Origin of the sequence: Flagellimonas sp. S3867 (assembly GCF_014698935.1) — a bacterium.
Taxonomy (GTDB): Bacteria; Bacteroidota; Bacteroidia; order Flavobacteriales; family Flavobacteriaceae; genus Flagellimonas.
Map to the genome: position 1 here is coordinate 1,081,928 of NZ_JACVMN010000001.1, position 17,456 is coordinate 1,099,383.

Annotated in this window: 16 protein-coding genes; 3 read left to right on the plus strand and 13 right to left on the minus strand. The window is 38.4% G+C overall.

The window, feature by feature from the left end; genetic code table 11:
- The 6 genes from IAG46_RS04875 to IAG46_RS04900 form a co-directional block, all read right to left on the minus strand.
- The gene (locus tag IAG46_RS04875) at positions 1–918 is read right to left on the minus strand and encodes a hydroxypyruvate isomerase family protein (RefSeq protein ID WP_190809192.1); all 918 of its coding nucleotides are present in this window, start codon (positions 916–918) and stop codon (positions 1–3) included.
- 18 nt (positions 919–936) lie between these two features.
- Positions 937–2,283: a Gfo/Idh/MocA family protein gene (locus IAG46_RS04880; protein ID WP_190809193.1), complete on the minus strand. Its 1,347-nt coding sequence runs from the start codon at positions 2,281–2,283 to the stop codon at positions 937–939.
- Positions 2,284–2,289: 6 nt separating this feature from the next.
- The gene (locus tag IAG46_RS04885) at positions 2,290–3,309 is read right to left on the minus strand and encodes a formylglycine-generating enzyme family protein (protein ID WP_223826578.1); all 1,020 of its coding nucleotides are present in this window, start codon (positions 3,307–3,309) and stop codon (positions 2,290–2,292) included.
- 572 nt (positions 3,310–3,881) lie between these two features.
- Entirely contained in the window at positions 3,882–4,826 is a 945-nt protein-coding gene (locus tag IAG46_RS04890) for a hypothetical protein (protein ID WP_223826579.1), read from the minus strand.
- Between the two features lie 180 nt (positions 4,827–5,006).
- Entirely contained in the window at positions 5,007–5,777 is a 771-nt protein-coding gene (locus tag IAG46_RS04895) for a LytTR family DNA-binding domain-containing protein (protein WP_190809196.1), read from the minus strand.
- Positions 5,778–6,878: a sensor histidine kinase gene (locus tag IAG46_RS04900; protein WP_190809197.1), complete on the minus strand. Its 1,101-nt coding sequence runs from the start codon at positions 6,876–6,878 to the stop codon at positions 5,778–5,780.
- Positions 6,879–6,943: 65 nt separating this feature from the next.
- Between IAG46_RS04900 and IAG46_RS04905 the strand changes: the two genes are divergently transcribed.
- On the plus strand, positions 6,944–7,432 hold the full coding sequence (locus IAG46_RS04905) for a hypothetical protein (RefSeq protein WP_190809198.1): 489 nt from the start codon (positions 6,944–6,946) through the stop codon (positions 7,430–7,432).
- Here IAG46_RS04905 and IAG46_RS04910 read toward each other — a convergent pair whose 3' ends face one another.
- Positions 7,433–7,951: a DinB family protein gene (locus IAG46_RS04910; protein ID WP_190809199.1), complete on the minus strand. Its 519-nt coding sequence runs from the start codon at positions 7,949–7,951 to the stop codon at positions 7,433–7,435.
- A gap of 180 nt (positions 7,952–8,131) precedes the next feature.
- On the opposite strand from IAG46_RS04910, the gene IAG46_RS04915 reads away from it, so the two are divergent.
- Positions 8,132–9,088: a hypothetical protein gene (locus IAG46_RS04915; protein ID WP_190809200.1), complete on the plus strand. Its 957-nt coding sequence runs from the start codon at positions 8,132–8,134 to the stop codon at positions 9,086–9,088.
- An 8-nt stretch (positions 9,089–9,096) separates the two neighbouring features.
- A complete protein-coding gene (locus tag IAG46_RS04920) occupies positions 9,097–9,768 on the plus strand; it encodes a hypothetical protein (RefSeq protein WP_190809201.1) in 672 nt (223 codons plus the stop codon).
- 298 nt (positions 9,769–10,066) lie between these two features.
- Here IAG46_RS04920 and IAG46_RS04925 read toward each other — a convergent pair whose 3' ends face one another.
- The 6 genes from IAG46_RS04925 to IAG46_RS04950 all read right to left on the minus strand — a co-directional run bounded on the left by IAG46_RS04925 (position 10,067) and on the right by IAG46_RS04950 (position 17,442).
- Positions 10,067–10,951, minus strand: a complete 885-nt coding sequence (locus IAG46_RS04925; RefSeq protein ID WP_190809202.1) for a glycosyl hydrolase family 17 protein — start codon at positions 10,949–10,951, stop codon at positions 10,067–10,069.
- Between the two features lie 55 nt (positions 10,952–11,006).
- Positions 11,007–12,431, minus strand: coding sequence for an MFS transporter (locus IAG46_RS04930; protein WP_190809203.1), 1,425 nt, complete (start codon positions 12,429–12,431; stop codon positions 11,007–11,009).
- A 61-nt stretch (positions 12,432–12,492) separates the two neighbouring features.
- Positions 12,493–13,107 carry a hypothetical protein gene (locus IAG46_RS04935; RefSeq protein ID WP_190809204.1) on the minus strand — a complete coding sequence of 205 codons (615 nt, stop codon included), beginning with the start codon at positions 13,105–13,107 and terminating at the stop codon, positions 12,493–12,495.
- Between the two features lie 45 nt (positions 13,108–13,152).
- A complete protein-coding gene (locus tag IAG46_RS04940) occupies positions 13,153–14,583 on the minus strand; it encodes an MFS transporter (RefSeq protein WP_190809205.1) in 1,431 nt (476 codons plus the stop codon).
- 34 nt (positions 14,584–14,617) lie between these two features.
- Positions 14,618–16,114, minus strand: a complete 1,497-nt coding sequence (locus IAG46_RS04945; protein ID WP_190809206.1) for a glycoside hydrolase family 30 beta sandwich domain-containing protein — start codon at positions 16,112–16,114, stop codon at positions 14,618–14,620.
- A 35-nt stretch (positions 16,115–16,149) separates the two neighbouring features.
- The gene (locus IAG46_RS04950) at positions 16,150–17,442 is read right to left on the minus strand and encodes a glycosyl hydrolase family 17 protein (RefSeq protein WP_223826580.1); all 1,293 of its coding nucleotides are present in this window, start codon (positions 17,440–17,442) and stop codon (positions 16,150–16,152) included.
- Between the last annotated feature and the right edge of the window lie 14 nt (positions 17,443–17,456).

The window sequence follows — 17,456 nt, forward strand, 5'->3', positions numbered from 1 at the left end:
TCAAAGAAAATTGTCGCTCTCCATATAGGCTTCAATCACCCTTTTCTCTCCTTCTTTGCCTTTAATGGAATTTCCATGTTCCATACCCAAAATGCCTTTAAAGTCTTTACTATGGATGAACTTGAAGACATTCTTATAATTTATTTCGCCCGAGGTGGGCTCATTCCGACCAGGATTATCCCCAATTTGGAAATAGGCAATTTCATCCCAACATGCTTCAATATTTGGGATAAGGTTCCCTTCTTGGATTTGTTGATGGTAAATGTCAAAAAGAATTTTGCAGGATGGCGAATCAACCGCCTTGCAAATTTCAAAGGCTTGTGGGCTTTCTGAAAGGAAAAGTCCTGGATGGTTCCTAAAGTTTAAAGGTTCCAAAACCATTACTAGGCCATGAGGCTCCAAAATATCCGATGCTCTTTTTAAGGATTCCACAACATGTGCTGTCTGATAGCCCATATTCTGTCTTAAATCAACATGCCCTGGAACAACGGTCATCCATTTGGCATTTACTCTTTTGGCCACTTCAACCGACTCTTTGATTTGGGAAAGAAACTCATCTCTTAGATTTAAATCACCATTAGCAAGATTCGGTTTTTGCCAATAAATTTTGTGTGCCACAAAGACACCCATGGAAATACCCTTATTTTCCATGGTGGAAGCCATTTTTTTCTGGAGGTCAAGGGTTCTTCCCTTCATACCATTATCCTCAAAAGCGGTGAATCCCTGGTCGGCCATAAAGTTCAGCTGATCTATAGGGTCTTTGCCTGCATGGTTTTGGAACATTCCTAAATGTGGAGCGTATTTCAAATTGAAATCCCTATATAGTGGTGTATTTTCCTTTTGCCCCATCATCATTCCCGGAACCATTCCCAAGGCTGAGGTGGCCGCTATGGAGCTTACAAAATTTCTTCGTTTCATTTTTTGTGTTTTATTATCTTATGAAAATTTCGTTACTCCTGGAACAGGAATTTTATACTTTCCATCTGCATCGGGTAATGTGGGGGCAATCGAATCCCAATCAAGATTATCTGGCACCAATTGCAAATCAGAGTTTAATGCCTGGTCCCAGGTAATCATATCTCCTGAATAGGTAGCCATTCTGCCCATTATGGCTGTTAGCGTAGATTTAGCTCCATTTTCGGCATCCGCCAATACCTCTGACTTACTTCTTATTGCAGCAAAAAGTCTATCGTGCTCAACTTGATATGGATTCGGATCTTGTTGACCTTCGTTTTGCTTTTCATAATTGAACTTTTCAGTGCCATTCAAATCCGTGATGATTCCCTTGCTGATAACAACACCTCCGTTGCTTCCTTGAAAAGCTTCATCAACTCTGTTGTGACATCCTTTTTGATGCCTACATTGACTGGATATGACTGCTCCTGTCGGATATGTGAACTCTACAAAATGGTGATCAAAAATCTCACCATGGTCCTTTCCGTTACGTGCTTCTCTACCACCCATTCCCTGTGCTTGAGTAGGGTATTCCCCAATGAACCAATTGGCAACATCGATATTATGTATATGTTGCTCTAAAATGTGGTCACCACATAGCCAATTGAAATAGTACCAATTGCGCATTTGATACTCCAGTTCACTTTGGCCCTTTTGTCGTTCTCTTACCCATACTCCTCCACTATTCCAATACACCTGACCTGAAACAATCTTGCCCATGGTTCCCTGTTTGACCTGGTCAAGGATGTTAATGTATTTTTTCTGGTAATGTCTTTGAAGTCCTACGACAACGTTCAATTTCTTTTCCTTGGCCAATTTTGCTGTTTTTAGCACACGTCTTACACCTACTGGGTCAGTTGCTACAGGTTTTTCCATAAACACATGCTTATCCTGTGAAATTGCATATTCGAAATGCAACGGACGAAATCCTGGAGGTGTAGCTAGTACAACAACGTCTGCCATATCTATGGCTTTTTTGTATGCATTGAATCCAACAAATTGGTTTTTTTCCTTGACTTTGATTTTTCGTTCTCCTTCGAAATGCTCTTGAATCGCACCGAGGCTACCTTGCAATCTATCCTTGAAAGCATCTGCCATAGCCACCAACTCCACATCTGCATCAGCGGTAAGTGCCTGAACTGTGGCGCCTGTACCTCTTCCACCGCAACCAACCACGGCAAGCTTTAGTTTTTCCACCTTTCCTGTTTGGGCCATTGCTTCAAATGGGATGCTACTGGCCAATATTCCACCGGTAACCAGTCCCGTAGTTTTTACGAACGATCTTCTAGTTACGGAATCGTTCTTTTTGTTTGTTCCTTGATTGTCCATGTTATTTTAGTTTGTGTGTTTTTTCTTCCAATAAATTTTTTGCTCCTTTTGGCTAGGTGTGTCATACGGTCGTACAATCCTAAAACCAACAAATTGTGCATCGGTATGCCACCATTTGCTCTTTGGAATTTGCGGATCTCTAACTTTCCACCGTTTTTCTGAATATCCTCTTGAGGCATTCCTCAATTTTTCAGCGCTATCCTTCCACGAACCACCTCTAACAACCCTTGGGTAGGTTTTCATAGGTTTAATGAATGGGTTTTGTGTTCGGTTACCGCTTCGCTCATTATATAGGTCTGGGTCATAGGCATCCAATGTCCATTCTGCAACATTTCCATGCATATCATGTAGTCCCCAGGGATTCGGTTTCTTCTGCCCTACTTTTTGATATTTATTTTGACTGTTTTTGGAATACCAGGCGTAATCGCCCAATTGACCAACATTATCCCCAAAGGAATAAATAGTCTGTGTCCCGGCCCTACAGGCATATTCCCATTCTGCCTCGGTAGGAAGTCTATAAAAATTCCCTGTTTTTGCCGATAACCATTCACAGAACTTGGATGCAGCGTATTGGGTCATACATATGGCAGGGTATCCATCTGTCCCCATTCCAAAACTCATTTCCACGTAAGGTGTTGTGGCACCGGAAACCGCATCAATATCTAGAGAAACTTCTTTGCCTTTAGAAGTGCCTGCCTTTATATTGTCAATGTCCCTTGACATGAACAATTGATACAAATCCCACGTAATTTCCAACTCTGCCATCCAAAAAGGGGCAATTTCCACCTCGTGTAAGGGGCCCTCATCGGTAGACCTGCCTTTTTCGGAACTAGGGCTACCCATTGAAAAACGGCCACCCGGTATGGGTTTCATGGATATGGTTAAATCTGTTCCAGATATTTTCTGCTTATACGCTTCAAAAGACTTCTTCTGACCCTGAACGTTAACAGTAAAAACACAAACAGATACTATAATTAAAGAATGTATGACTCTATTCTTCTTTTTTGACATATTCTTTTTGGTCATTTTTGATTTGATATACACAATTTGGATGTAACTCTGTGTCTGTCAAAGTTATCCTATGGCGTGGCATTTAGCTACCGAATAAACCACTTTGAGCAATACTTTTTTTGCCCAATACCTTTATCGGGGTTTATTTTGAAACAAAATGATATTCCCAGTGCATATTTTGGCTCAATGTCAATAATGAACTGATGATTACAATTCTTCTAAAGTAGTACACCTGAGCAACCAAAAACCTTATAAATTTACATCAAAGTCGATTATCTTCTTAGGATAGGCTTTGGCATGGATTACCACGAGCTATGGTAATCTTCACTGAAATACAGATTTAATCTTCCAGTTTTAATTTTTCATCCTATTTAATACACCCGGAATTTTAACCTGCTATTTCCGTAGACCAAAAATTGATTTGCAGACACAAGGTGTTGGAATAGAAACATTTTTACCTATAAAAGATCCTGCAATGGTAACCTTTTTTTGACCTATATGCTTTGTTTCACGAATCCTACATTTATGTAAAAATGAATGCGCTCAAACATCAAAATCATTTATAACAACAAAATATTGGAGGCTTGTTATTCAACATGCCACAACGGAAACACATTGTTGGCCTGATTGTGGGTTAGTTGTTCCTGTTCTGTCCCATTTGCCCTAACGACAAATATTTGAAAATTATTGGAGTTTCTTTTAGAAGAAAATGCAATTTTGGTTCCGTCCGCAGACCAAGATGAGCCATAAAATATAGGCGGAGCCCCATCATAGTAAGGTACAAAAAGATTCTTTTTTGAGGTTTGATTCTGAGTTAAGTTTGTTCGCTGGCTTCCATTGATATTCATGGTATACAAATCGATATACTTTTTTTTGGCATCGCGATGGATTACGTGGAAGGCTATTTTGCTATTATCCGGTGACCAAGAAAACCCAAACTCATCAATTTTGGGAGTATTGGTGATGTTTTTTACATTTTGTCCGTTTGCATCCATGATATAGATATCAGAATTGCCCGTTCTATCTGACCCAAACAAGATTTTTTTTCCATCTTGGGACCATTGAGGACCAAAATCAGAACCTTTGGTATTGGAGATATTTACATCAGTTGATTGTTCAATGTCCATCAAAAATATTTCAAAATCACCTTGAAAATATGGAGCTCCTTTAGTATCTACTTTGTTATATGCCACTTTTTTTCCATTCGGAGACCAAGAACCTACATAAGTATAATGCGGCCCTTTGGTAAATCTTCGTTGTTGTGTGAAATCACTGTTGGCAATAGCTATTTTATAACCTCCATATTTATAGGTGCCAAAAATTACCTGTTTGCCGTCAGGGGAAAATTTCGGGGAGCTATTGGCTCTTCTAGGTACTGCATCGAAGGTATGTTGTCTTAACTCTGACCCATCGGGATTTACAGAAAATATTTCGAAAGAGGGTATTTTTTTGCTTCCCATTTCAGAATCAAAATAAATACGTTCGCTTTTTCGCTGTTGCCCAACACATGAAGAAACAACCAATGTTGTCATAACTAACATTAGTGTAATCCCATCATTGTACATTGGTATAACATTAATCCATATCTTTTTGAAGGAAATCATAACCAAGTATTTTGTTTTATCCAAATTACTTGTGAATCCCGATTTGGGAACATTTTTTGTGATATACAGTGAAAATTGGGTTAAAAAAGAGGGTTAACAATAAGGTTCCTACCCACTTATTTCTTCCAGATACCTTATAATATTTGTTTTATAAGACCTGCCCGAGGTAAATTCCAAGCCCGTTTTAAGTTTGATTTTATAGTAGGAATTGCCCAAATAAAAACATCCCCTAATGTATCTCTTGTTAAGTATCAAGGATCTATGAATGCGCATAAATTCTTCTGGGGATAGTTCATTTTCAAGGGCATTCATCGTACCTCTATAAAGAAATTTTGTGCTTGCTGTATGGAGCTCCAGATAATTACCTTCCGATTTTATATTTATGATATCCTCCGTGCAGATGTTCAGTAATCTTCCATTTTTTTTGATTTTGAACTCAGTGCGATGATCTGCTTCTTTTTCTTGATCAATTTCTTTGAGAAGGTTGTTTAGTTTCTGGCCCAATTCATAAGTTTTATCGGTTTTCTTGAGAGATGTTATTCTTTTTATGGATGTATCCAATCGCTCTTGGTCAAAAGGCTTTAACAAATAGTCCACCGCATTGATTTCAAATGCTTTTAAGGCAAATGACTCAAGGGCAGTCGTAAAAATTACATGGGGTATCTTTTTTATCCTGTTTAACACCGAAAAGCCATTTAGGTCTGGCATTTGAATGTCCAGAAAAATGAAATCCGGTTCTTTCAACTTAATAGTTTCAATGGCTTCCCTTCCATTACGGCTTTCACCTACGATCAAAACATTATGGTGCTTTTCAAGCAACTTATGCAAGCGTTGTCTAGCTAGATACTCATCATCAATTATAACACATCTCAATTTCATTTAAATGGTCTTATAGGGAATCTGAATCTTCGCTATATACAAATCAGAGGATGTTGTCCCCGCTTCAAATGTGAACTGGTCGCCATAAATGCCCTCCAACCGTCTTCTACTATTTTTAAGTCCTAATCCCGTACCTTTTTCATGAAGTGGTTGTTCCATATGTTCTAAGGAATTTGATATTTGAATCTTAAGATAACTTCCTCCCTTATCATTAATTCTTTCTACCCAAATATTGATTTTCCCATTCTCAGTAGCTGGCACCACCCCATATTTGATTGCATTTTCCACCAAGGGTTGTACTATCATATTCGGAATTTTGGCATCCAACACATCTTTGGGTATATAATATTCAATTTGCATCTTATCCATGTAACGAATTTGTTCTAAATCCAAATAGTGTTTAATAAATTCCATTTCTTGCTGCACGGTGGTCATCTGTTCCATTTCACTTTCCAATAAACTTCTGAGCAGGGTTCCTATTTTGGTCAACATCTTTTGTGCCTTCTGGGTGTCAATGTCTATCATTGAGGAAATGGAATGTAACGTATTAAACAAAAAATGAGGGTGCAACTGCATCTGAAGCGTACTGATTTGGGCATTGATCAATGCCTGTTGATTTTTAAGGTATTGCTTTTGATAATCTGCTCCTACAAAAACCGCCATAATCACTAACAACTCTATAAAACTTGAAAAGCTACCCACGGCCAAGGTTACCATACTGTTCGGACCAAAAAATTCCTTCATGTAGCCCGTTTCAATAAAATAGATAATGTCGTAGATTTTTATAGCTAGAATGCGATGCAGGTTCGATATCACTATCACACCAATCGCCAAACCAACCCATTTGAAAAAGGTTTTTCCGCTTATAGCTACTTTCCTAGAAATAATACTGACCCATGGAGCAAGAATCAACCATAATGCATAGTTGATGAGTATCTTTAAACTGATGTAAAACCAACTAAAAGGAAAGTTATAATTGTTTACCAAATGATTGGTGTATTCCTTCGCAATAAAAAAAAAGCAGACAACCAATAAGGCTATTCCCATACTGCCAAAAGGAATGGGCATTTTTTTATAACTTTGAAGGAGTTGCTTAAACATACTCTAATATTACCTTTCTAAGGTATAAAAAGGAACCATCAAATTCCCATTTTCATTTTTCCAATATGACACGAAATTTCTGTATTTCTGGTTTACTTATTCTTTTATTGCTCATTTCTTCTTGTAAGGATGTTAAAAAGGAAAACTCAAATAACGAAGTTAAAACCGAACAACAACTAAAGGACATAAGTGAGCTATCATATCAGGAGATCTTTTATTTACTTCATGGTGAGGATGAATATGGCATTGATTACCACGGAGAAGTTTTTGGACAGGATGCTTCAGAAAAAGTAAGTCTGGTCAACTTAGAATCCAACGAATGTGGAAATAGAATAGTACTGCAAAGCAATGAAAATGAGAAATCCATTCAAGTAGCGATAAAAGTTTCATTCAGTTTTCCTGGAAATCCGGCAAATGAAATTCACCGCCTTTACACAGTGAAACCGGAAGAAACCACCCCGGTTGGCCATACCAAACTTTGCTACAAAGGTTTGGAATATGTAATACAACGGGAAGTGGTCTCAGCCGGCTTTAACGACCAAACGAAAAATTAATCACCATCCACCTGTTGGTCCCGGTGCCACTCCTTTCAATCTTGTATAAATGGTGCTCTTGCCATGCTCACGCTGCAAATGGGATGTCATGATTAAAATCGACTGCAGTCGTGACATTTTTTTTCCAAAAAATTCGATTTCCTCAGCCAAATCCTCTTGACTCAGCTTTTGCATTCCCAATCGTATAAATGCGAAAGAATTTTCCGTTTGCTTTACTACTTCCTTTTTTTTCTTGGTCTCAGTCACAGGGTTTGGGTCTGGGGCTTGTAATTTGACCACGGATGCAAAAAGGTAGTTAGCCCCTGAAGTATGGGCTATTTGTTCCGCAAAATCGCGTAACTCCGTTGTTGGTTTAAAGGTGTAGTGAACTTCTGGCATTGCTTTGGCGGTTTCTACGACCATTTTGGTCATATCGTCCCAAGCCGTTACCAGGTTTTCGGTTTTCACCTGTGCTTTTGAATAACTAAAGAAAAGCACAAACAATAGGGCCAAATACCCTTTTATCATTGTTTTTTTCATGAAATGTGATTTTAATTTAGCCCAATATAGAGCCGTTAAAACACCTTTGATACCCTAATGTGACCAACTTTTCTTTTTGGGACAAAGGTTGAATTTTACTTTCATTCATCACAATATAGACTGTCTGTCACATTCAACTATTGCAACATCAGCTACTGAGTTAGATTGCCGAAAATTTTAATGATGAACAAAATCAAAATCAAATTGACAGTGTTGCTTGCACTTACCCTCGCAATCATTTCATGTAAGCAAAAAGCCAATGCGAATCAATCCGAAGAAAAAAATAAATCCATTGCCGATTCTGAACTGGAAAAAAAGGAGGAGAATAAAAAAGGAACCCCTGACTTAGGACCTAATTTTAATCCAGTAAGAGCAGAAATTGCATACTATTCCTATATCGGTGATACTCAGGATAATTCCAGAATCTTTATTTCCAATTTGGATGGCAGTCAAGTGCGTGATGTGTCCGCATTAGATTCATTAGGTTTTCATACAGAACCCAAATGGTCTCGGGATGGAAAAAAGATTGGGTACACCAACTTTGTGGATGACGGTGCCAGAATTATGGCCATTGATGCCGACGGAAAGAACCTTCAAAAACTTGCAAAAGTATCAGAAGATGGTTTTCATATGTTTACTTCATGGGACCTATCAGGAGATGGCTATTTTTTCTTTCATTGGCCCAAAGAAGGGTTCACTCCTGATGTATACCATGCTAAAAACGGCAGCATAGAACGATTGACAGAAAATGGAAGAACCAATGGCCCACAAATGACGTCGGAAGGCAAGCTTTATATCAATAGAATAGATGATTTGGAAAAGTATGTAATCACAAAACAATTGTTCGATCTAAAGACAAAAAGCACTGTTGACGTTCCAGAACTTGAGGGGCATTTTATAACAGGAATTCATGCATTAAAAACAGTTGACACACAAGATTCAACCACTTTTATTTTGGAAAATTTGGAAGGAAACGATCTAAAGGAATTAGGCAGTGTTCCCTACAAAGGGATTATGTTTACCGTCCTTGACAAAGACTTGAAATATGTAGCGTATAATACCAGTTTTGAAGATGGAGCCGAGATTCATCTACTGGAAATTTCTACAGGTAAAATTATCAAGCTAACCGAAAACTAAAGAACCTCATGATCATCAACAAACATTTTTTTGGTTTAATGCTATGTCTAAGTTTTCTATTTGCACATGGCCAACAAAAGGTGATAGAGTTACCTCTGGGAAGCAAAAAGCTATTGGTTAGAATTATCGAGCCGGAAGGGTTTTCACCTGATAAAGCATATCCTATACTACTGGGTCCAGGTTTGGACGGGGGAAATTTGAATACGGGATGCAGATTTTTCGGTAGCAATGCGGAAAAATATGGATGGATTTTAATCGAAAGTCTTGTTCATATGGAGAAAAGAGCCGTCGTAAAAGTTTTAGTAGAATATTTAAAGAAGGAATACAAGGTCAACGAACTTTTTATTTTGGGTTTTTCTGCAAACAGTATTGACGCCTTTCAAATTGCTTCCACCTATAACCACCTTTTTACAGGTGTAATAGGAATGCCCGGGAATCCAAACATTAGTAATTTAACTACGCTTAAGAGGCTTGTCAATACCAAGGTTCTGATGATTGTTGGAGAAAAGGATGTCTATTGGAAAAACAGGGCCAAAAAAGCAAAGGAAATTATGGATAGTCATAAAATCAAAAACACCCTGGTGGTTATTCCCAATGGAGGACATATTCTAGACGAATTGGCTGGCAAACCGCTATTTGATCTTCTTGGTAAAATGATTTCTTCTAAAACAAATCAATAGTTTGACCTTATTTAAACTACCTCGATCATTGCTTTGGCAGAAGTTGTTCAGATTTCATTTACAGTACCCGGAATCTATTCCTTATATTCCCTTTACTATCCTGATTTTTTGTAATACACAACTTGAATTGGATTACCACAAGTTTGTGTTTTCAATTTCCCTCAAAAAAATGTTCATAAAAGAATTGGGGTGAAATATCACCCCAATCTTCCTTCCATTAAACTCCAAAAAAATAAACAATAATAATAAATGGAAATTCTTAATGACCCAATTGTTGGGTTGGGTCAACCTTATGTTTTTAAAATTTTAGCTTTTCATCTTTGTCCCAAAGTCCCCAATAGGCACCTACGTCACCTTCGTCCCCAACTTTCCAAGACTCGTCGAACGAAGAGAAATAGAATATTTCAATATCTTCTTCTTCCGACCATTTTTGGGTATTCATAAAATATTTCATGGCATTTTCAAAAGATGGGAACGCGCCTTCTAAATTGGTGCCTTGACTAGGCCATCCTGTTTCTGAAATAATCACTTTTTTACCGTTCCCCGCTCGTTGCGCTTGTCGGTACATGTCTTTCATATATAACAAGGAATAATCCAAGTCACAACCTTCCCAAAAAGGATAACAATTGGCCAAAATAACATCACAGGCTTCAGTTATACGCGGACGTTCCCTGAACTCGTAATAAGCGTCAACATAACCGACGGTGGTCTCAGGAATTGCATCCTTGACCAAATGGATAAAATCGAGCAATTCATCTTCAGTAAGGTCCCCGCGATACATTACCTCATTTCCTACTGCTGCGATATCCACATAACCCTTATTGGCCAATTCGATTAATCCAGCAATTTCCTTCTCGTTAATTTCAGGATTATCGCCCAACCAAGCTCCCACCATGGTCTTGATTCCATACTCCTTTGCAATCCGGGGAATGATTTCGTTCCCATCTGTACAGGAGAATGAACGTATCCATTTTGTATAGGGTTTGATAATCTCCATACGCTGCCGAATTTGCTCTTCGGTAATCTGGTCACCTGGATTCTGGCCTTCTACATACGGACTGAAACATAGCCCGTGCATACCTTCATTTAAAACTTCTCTGCACAATTGTTTAAGTTCTTTTTCATTTTTCCCAGCATAATCCAATGAAGCTAGATTAAGAAATCGTTCTGCTTTGTATGACATAATTTTTCTTCAATTGTTATTCTTAATTCTGTACTCTACTATTATCTACCAAATTTTAAGAGACTCCCTCTTTCCTTTTTTCCAGTTCTGCCCTAATTTTATTGGCTCGTTCTTCTGTTACATCGTATGTGCGCATTATTAGCATTGCACCTATGGTTCCCAACATTGGAAAGAAGCAAAAGAACGCATGAAGTCCATCTACAGCTCCCTGTTGTTCCGTGGTCGCCAGGTCAGGGTTAAAACCAACAAGGGCGATAATTACCCCACTCAAGGCTCCTGCTATGGCAAAACCTACTTTAACCATCCACCAGTAAATGGCTCCAAAAATTCCTTCTCGTTGTTTACCTGTGTTCATTTCGTCAATATCAATCACATCGGCAGTCATCGACATCATTATGGTGAATAAACTTCCTATTCCGAATGAAAATAAGGGCAATGCAATGATGTACATCCATGGTTTACCGGGAATAAATAAAAAATATAACATGATATACCCAACAATGGAAATCGATTGTGATATCATGAATGCTTTTTTCTTACCCATCTGTTTTGACATCCATGTAACTACAGGGATTACAATAAATGTAGTACCCAGTGCACCTATACACCCAAATAATGCAACCCAAATACCTGTAGCTCCCGCATCACCATTAAATAACTTGTACACTATAACAAAGTATGTAAGTGCAGCCACTGTATTAAATGCATTAAAAATCAAAAACGTTGCGCCACATAGTTTTCTAAACTCACGGATTTTAAAAGCTTCTTTAAAACTATGGACAATTTTCTTTAGACTACCCCCAATATTGGCGGCATTTAAAGGTTCATAATCTTCTTCTAGGGTCGATTTACTTTTAATGAAAATTGCTGGAACAATGGCACAAATTGCACACGGGATTGCCACCCAAATAGCCAGTTCCCGAACAGCAACATCTGAAGATGGAAACCAATCTTTATCATCCATAATGACCCAAAACCAAGGAGCTATAACCCACGCCCATTGGCCTATCCATTGCGCAATTGCCATGATATTGGTACGCTCGTGAAAATCGTCACTCATTTCATAGCCCATCGCCACATAGGGTACACTAAATAGGGTAAGTCCTACATAAAATACTATGGACCAAAGAAAGAAATACCAAAAATTGTATTGCAGCGAATTCTCTGCATATAGCTGCCACATAAAAATAAATGCCACACCCATTAAAAATGCACCAGCTAAAACATACTGTTTTCGTCTTCCCCATTTTGACTTGGTGTTGTCCGAAACGAAACCCATAATAGGGTCGATAATGGCATCAAAAATTCTTGGGAAAAAATAGAGCAATGACCACAACCACCCATTAAATCCCAACGATTGCACCAGAACCACCATAAAAATTCCAAGAATGGCCGGGAACATTTGGTTCGCAAACATTCCTATTCCAAAAGCTATCTTTTGATCAAGTGGAACACTATGTTTCTTTACTGTACGAATCATAAAATGGGTTATTGTAACAATCTAAATTCCTATGGCTAAAAAATACTTAGTCTGTGTAGCACTAAAATACGCCTCTACAATTCTTACTCGTGTAAATCACCAAACGCTCCACTTCTTTGGCTCCGGCTGGCATTTCTGCCAATTGTAGACCAGGATAATCGTCTGCTTCCTTCCATTTTGCTATTGTAGCGCTAAAAAATGATGAGGCATTGGAATCTGCTTCATAAATGATTAAATCATAGGCCTCACCTTTATCTCCGCCAAAACGAGTAACAACCTGCCATTCACCATCTCTTTTGTAAGATGTGTTTGTGTGATCTGATTGGGGATAATATCTATCATCAGTGGGTCTAATGATCACCCAAATATCTTTTTTATGTGATTCAGGATAAACTCCCATGGTTAAAATGCGACAATCCACAGAATCTTTATCTATTGGAGAGACGACCTTTACGCTATTCACCGGTCCATCCATCTTTAATTTTTTACCAATGGAAACTTGTTCCATTTGGGTGTTGTAATTGACCAGGTCTGACGAATAACTGCCGTAAATCATCATTAAAACACCAAGAATTCCTAAAGGAATCCCCAACTTGGAACTACCTTTTTTACTTGCAAGTAGTGCAATTAAGACAAATAAAACTCCAATTATTAGTATTACCAGTTTTGTTGACATCTTATTATTTTTTTAGTTATATATTCAGTTAACAATGCAACATTGTTATAATACTCCTCTTCTTTCTTCTAGTTGAGCTTTAATATCTTTCGCTCTTTCTTCGGACAAACTGTATTTCCACATAATCCAAATAGCCAAGGCCGCAGTTACCACAGGTATAATGATATCTGCTATTCGCAATTTGGTCATCGTGTCGACCGTTTGCGTAGCCGCATTACCGTCAAAACCTATTACCTTTAATACCAGGCCACCCAAAACCAGTGCTAATCCTTGTCCAAGTTTTACGACCCACCAGTATAATGCTCCAAAAGTACCTTCCTTCCTCGGCATTCCGTTAACAAGTTCATCCAAATCACAAACATCGGCTGTCATACTCATCATCAATGTGAATAAACTTCCTAAACCAAATGACATTAAAGGTATTGGAACAAAAGAAAGCCAAATATTCTCAGGGGTAAAAGCCCACCATTTCATGGCATACCCAACAATAGAGAGGGCCGTTGAAATAATAAACGCTTTCCTTTTACCCCATTTTTCAGCCATTTTTGATACAATTGGAATGACCAAAAACGCCGAAACCAATGCTCCAACAGAACTAAACCATGCAGGCCATGTAGAAGTGGCTTCATAACTACCGTTAAAAATGTAAAAAACGAAAATGAAAAAACTAAAAGATGCCACAATTTGGTACCCATTAAATACTAAAAAAGTCGCACCGCATAACTTCATAAAGGGTTTATTCTTTACAGCCTCTTTTATACTGCCCAACAAATCCTTCAAACTGCTAAATATTGAAGTAAAAGTTAATTTTTTTCTATTTCCCATATGGGAAGCATCAATACCTCTACAAAAAATAGCTGGCAAAAGCCCTAGAAGTAAACATGCTACACCAACATACATTGCCATTGTCCTTACTCCTTCGGCTTGATTACTAAAAAAATCCGGATCAGCGATAATTACCCAAAACCAAGGCACAATTACCCAAGCCAACAGTCCAACTGTTTGCGAAAATGCCATTAAACGAGTACGCTCGTTGTAGTCGGAAGTCATTTCATACCCTAAGCCAACCAAAGGTGTAGCAAACATGGTGTTTCCAATAAGAAAAACCATTGACATAATTAGGAAGTACCAAAAATTATAATCTGAAGAATTGTTTTCATGCAGTTGCCAAAGCAAAACAAATGTAATGGCACTTAAAATACCTCCCACAAAAATATACGGTCTTCTTCTACCCCATTTTGAACTCGTGTTATCTGAGATAAATCCCATAATAGGGTCGGTAATAGCATCAAAAAAACGTGGTAATCCACCTAAAAGTCCTGCCAAAAATGGGTCCATGCCAAAAGCAGTTAGCAAAAAGAACATAAAGAATCCCAATGCTCCTGGATATAAGTTCAAAACCAAATGTCCTGCTCCAAAAGCGGCTTTTTGCCCCAAAGGAACTCTATCTGTTTTGATGGTTTTTACGTTTGACATAATTTTAGTTTTTGTTAGTAATAGTTGGTTCCTTTTATGATTTACTAGGTATTAAAATAGTTTGTATGGCCTGGGGACTTATTGTTATCCCAGATGCATTTTCACCTAGTGCAAGTGTTGTATGTTTGGTTTCATTATCCTGATTCAATAGTATTACCACGATGGACCCATCAGGATTTCTGGCAGCTGTGACCTGTAAAGATTCGTCGGTATGTTCAAAACCAATCCGGACAGCTCCAGGTCTGATGTATTTACTGAAATGGGCCATGGTGTAGTAAAGCGGTGTAAAATACACCTCATCTTTATCAGGGTCGACAATAACTGGGGCAACGCACCAATTTTTAAACCAATTGGGGCCTCCTTTGGTATCCAGAACCATATTCCAATCGACCCAGCCATCTACCCAATTGTTCAAACAACCTATAATATCCCTTGCATATCGATACACCGGAACATATTTTGGATGTAGGTGTTTTTGGCTTTCGGGAGCCCAATCCCAACCCCAATCCGTTGCTTCTTTGGACCAATACCATGCATCATCGTTCCATTTTGGCACTTGGGCATCAACACAGGCTTCGGTTTGAATAAGATATTTATCCGGAGCTTTTTCATGAGCGTATTGCAATTCTTCAGGAAACACTTCATAGGTACTGGCATACCAATGGATAGCCGTTCCGTTAAAGTATTTGGAGCTTGCTTGGTCTTTGAACATTTCATCAACCCATTCCTGCAGATGTTCCCGATTTTGGTCATATCCTAGAATTTTCACCTCGCTTTTGCCATCTTTTTCCAGTTTTGGACCTAAATGATTTTGAACGAATTGAGTCATTTCAGCAGGAGAGAAATGCATGCTTTCCCAATTATTGTCGTTGCCCAAGGGTTCATTTTCTACTGTAAAACCCCAAATATCAATTCCTTCGGCTTTATAAGCGTCGATATATTTTGAGAAGAACAAGGCCCAAGTATCATAGAATTCGGGCAGTAGTTTGCCTCCCCTCCAGTCGTTATTATCCTTCATCCAAGGTGGAGCTGTCCATGGAGAAGCCAATATCTTAAATCCATCTTTGGAAGTAGCCATGGCCTCTTTGATAAAAGGAATGATATCATCTTGGTCTTCTTGAACAGAAAAATGTTCAAGTTCCAAATCTCCATCAACTGGAGCGTATGAATAGTTACCTAATGAAAAATCACAGGAGTTCATGTGTGTTCTGGTCAAGGAATATCGAGCTCCATCTTCACCAAAATAAGCTTCTATGACCTTTTTTCGGTTGTCCTTGCCTAGTCTGTTCAACAGGGAAGCTGAAGCTTCTGTAAATGAGCCACCAAATCCGGTAATGGTCTGAAACTTTTGATCAGGAAACAGCTTGATTTGTGAAGCATTATCCCCATCGGAGAATTCGTTAATGGCTGTCAGTTGGTTTCCTGCAGCAGAAGTCTCATAAATTTCCAAATCCAATTTGTTATGCGTACAAGAACTTAACATCATTATCGATACCAATAAGTAAACACTTTTGTTGAACATATTTTTCATTTTTGACGAAGGCTGTTGAATCTAATCTCGATACGTCAATGCGTTACCTCATATTCTTTTTTTAAAGGAGGAACCAAAACATCTTTAAGCAACGCTTCTTTATCTCCATCGTACGTTTTGGTTATTGGATTTCCATTTCTTGTCAAACCTTTGAATATTCCTTGATCCACCAAATCCCATAATGCATATTTTGCCTGTCCATCCAATGTGAACAATCCAAAATGGTTCTCGGACCCATTTTTATTGTGTGCATCTTTCCATTTTTCGTTGAACGCTTCAAAGTAGAAACAGGAAATTCCTGCTTTGTTGGTCCATTCCCTAAGGTGTTTGTGATAAAGTGCTTCTTTATATTCATCGGTAGCTCTAGAACCTTTTGGGCCATAATGTCCGCTGGATATGGTTGCCCATCCGGTTTCTCCGATATGGATGGGTTTATCTACTCCCAAGCTTTTTACATAATTTGATACAGCATCATATTGTGCCATTGCAAAGGCTTTTGACCTTAACATGGCTGCTTCTATTTTTCCTATATCGGAAAGCGGTTCCTCATCATCAGGCACCAGCCAGAATTCCGGATTGTAATGGGAATTGTGATATGCGTAGGTATGCATGGAGATATAGTCCACTGCCTTTACCAATTTCTCCAAATCTTCGGTATGATAACTGGAATCTCCGCCTCCCCAGGAAGAAAAATCGTCAGAACTGGTAATCCATAAGTCTTTGGACAGTTCTCCTTTTTCCTTGAGTTCCTGAAGATGGGTCACCCATTTTAGAATCACCCCTGGTTGTACATAATAGCTTGTAGCCCATTTTACCATTGCTTCGTTTCCAACGGCCAGAATTTTTACAATTTCTGGATACTGGTTGGCCAAAGCTACTGCCCTTGTAATTTCAGCTTCATTTTGCTCACTTTCAACATTGTGGTCGGGTTCCATACCGGTCCATGCATTCTTACAGTCGATCCACGCACCCAGCATCACATACATTTCAAACTGTGCATTTTCTTGCTTTAGCTCTTTTATAGCCTTCAATAAATTGGAAGCTTGCTGTAATTGCACATTATAGGTACGAACAATTCTGATTCCCATGGCGGATAGAATCTTCATATCTTCCTTGAGTTGTTCTACTGTAGGTTGAATCTCACGAGTGATCTCTCTGTATCCACCGTAGGAAATAGCCAAATAATCGGGATTGCCTAGTATATCCTTAGCTGTCACTTCTTGTTGTATTTGGGATTTATTCTCTTCACTATTTTTATTCTTGTCCTTACATGAATTACAAAGGATTAAAACCATTGCAACTAAGGTAATTTTTATAACTGGGTTCATAGTATTCCTTTTTT

Excerpts from the sequence above, each read along its gene's own strand:
- IAG46_RS04880 (WP_190809193.1), bottom strand. The coding sequence starts at position 2,283 with ATGGACAATCAAGGAACAAACAAAAAGAACGATTCCGTAACTAGAAGA.
- IAG46_RS04940 (WP_190809205.1), bottom strand. The coding sequence starts at position 14,583 with ATGTCAAACGTAAAAACCATCAAAACAGATAGAGTTCCTTTGGGGCAA.
- IAG46_RS04900 (WP_190809197.1), bottom strand. The coding sequence starts at position 6,878 with ATGTTTAAGCAACTCCTTCAAAGTTATAAAAAAATGCCCATTCCTTTT.
- IAG46_RS04935 (WP_190809204.1), bottom strand. The coding sequence starts at position 13,107 with ATGTCAACAAAACTGGTAATACTAATAATTGGAGTTTTATTTGTCTTA.
- IAG46_RS04945 (WP_190809206.1), bottom strand. The coding sequence starts at position 16,114 with ATGAAAAATATGTTCAACAAAAGTGTTTACTTATTGGTATCGATAATG.
- IAG46_RS04895 (WP_190809196.1), bottom strand. The coding sequence starts at position 5,777 with ATGAAATTGAGATGTGTTATAATTGATGATGAGTATCTAGCTAGACAA.
- IAG46_RS04910 (WP_190809199.1), bottom strand. The coding sequence starts at position 7,951 with ATGAAAAAAACAATGATAAAAGGGTATTTGGCCCTATTGTTTGTGCTT.
- IAG46_RS04885 (WP_223826578.1), bottom strand. The coding sequence starts at position 3,309 with ATGACCAAAAAGAATATGTCAAAAAAGAAGAATAGAGTCATACATTCT.
- IAG46_RS04915 (WP_190809200.1), top strand. The coding sequence starts at position 8,132 with ATGATGAACAAAATCAAAATCAAATTGACAGTGTTGCTTGCACTTACC.
- IAG46_RS04920 (WP_190809201.1), top strand. The coding sequence starts at position 9,097 with ATGATCATCAACAAACATTTTTTTGGTTTAATGCTATGTCTAAGTTTT.
- IAG46_RS04950 (WP_223826580.1), bottom strand. The coding sequence starts at position 17,442 with ATGAACCCAGTTATAAAAATTACCTTAGTTGCAATGGTTTTAATCCTT.
- IAG46_RS04925 (WP_190809202.1), bottom strand. The coding sequence starts at position 10,951 with ATGTCATACAAAGCAGAACGATTTCTTAATCTAGCTTCATTGGATTAT.
- IAG46_RS04930 (WP_190809203.1), bottom strand. The coding sequence starts at position 12,431 with ATGATTCGTACAGTAAAGAAACATAGTGTTCCACTTGATCAAAAGATA.
- IAG46_RS04890 (WP_223826579.1), bottom strand. The coding sequence starts at position 4,826 with ATGACAACATTGGTTGTTTCTTCATGTGTTGGGCAACAGCGAAAAAGC.
- IAG46_RS04875 (WP_190809192.1), bottom strand. The coding sequence starts at position 918 with ATGAAACGAAGAAATTTTGTAAGCTCCATAGCGGCCACCTCAGCCTTG.
- IAG46_RS04905 (WP_190809198.1), top strand. The coding sequence starts at position 6,944 with ATGACACGAAATTTCTGTATTTCTGGTTTACTTATTCTTTTATTGCTC.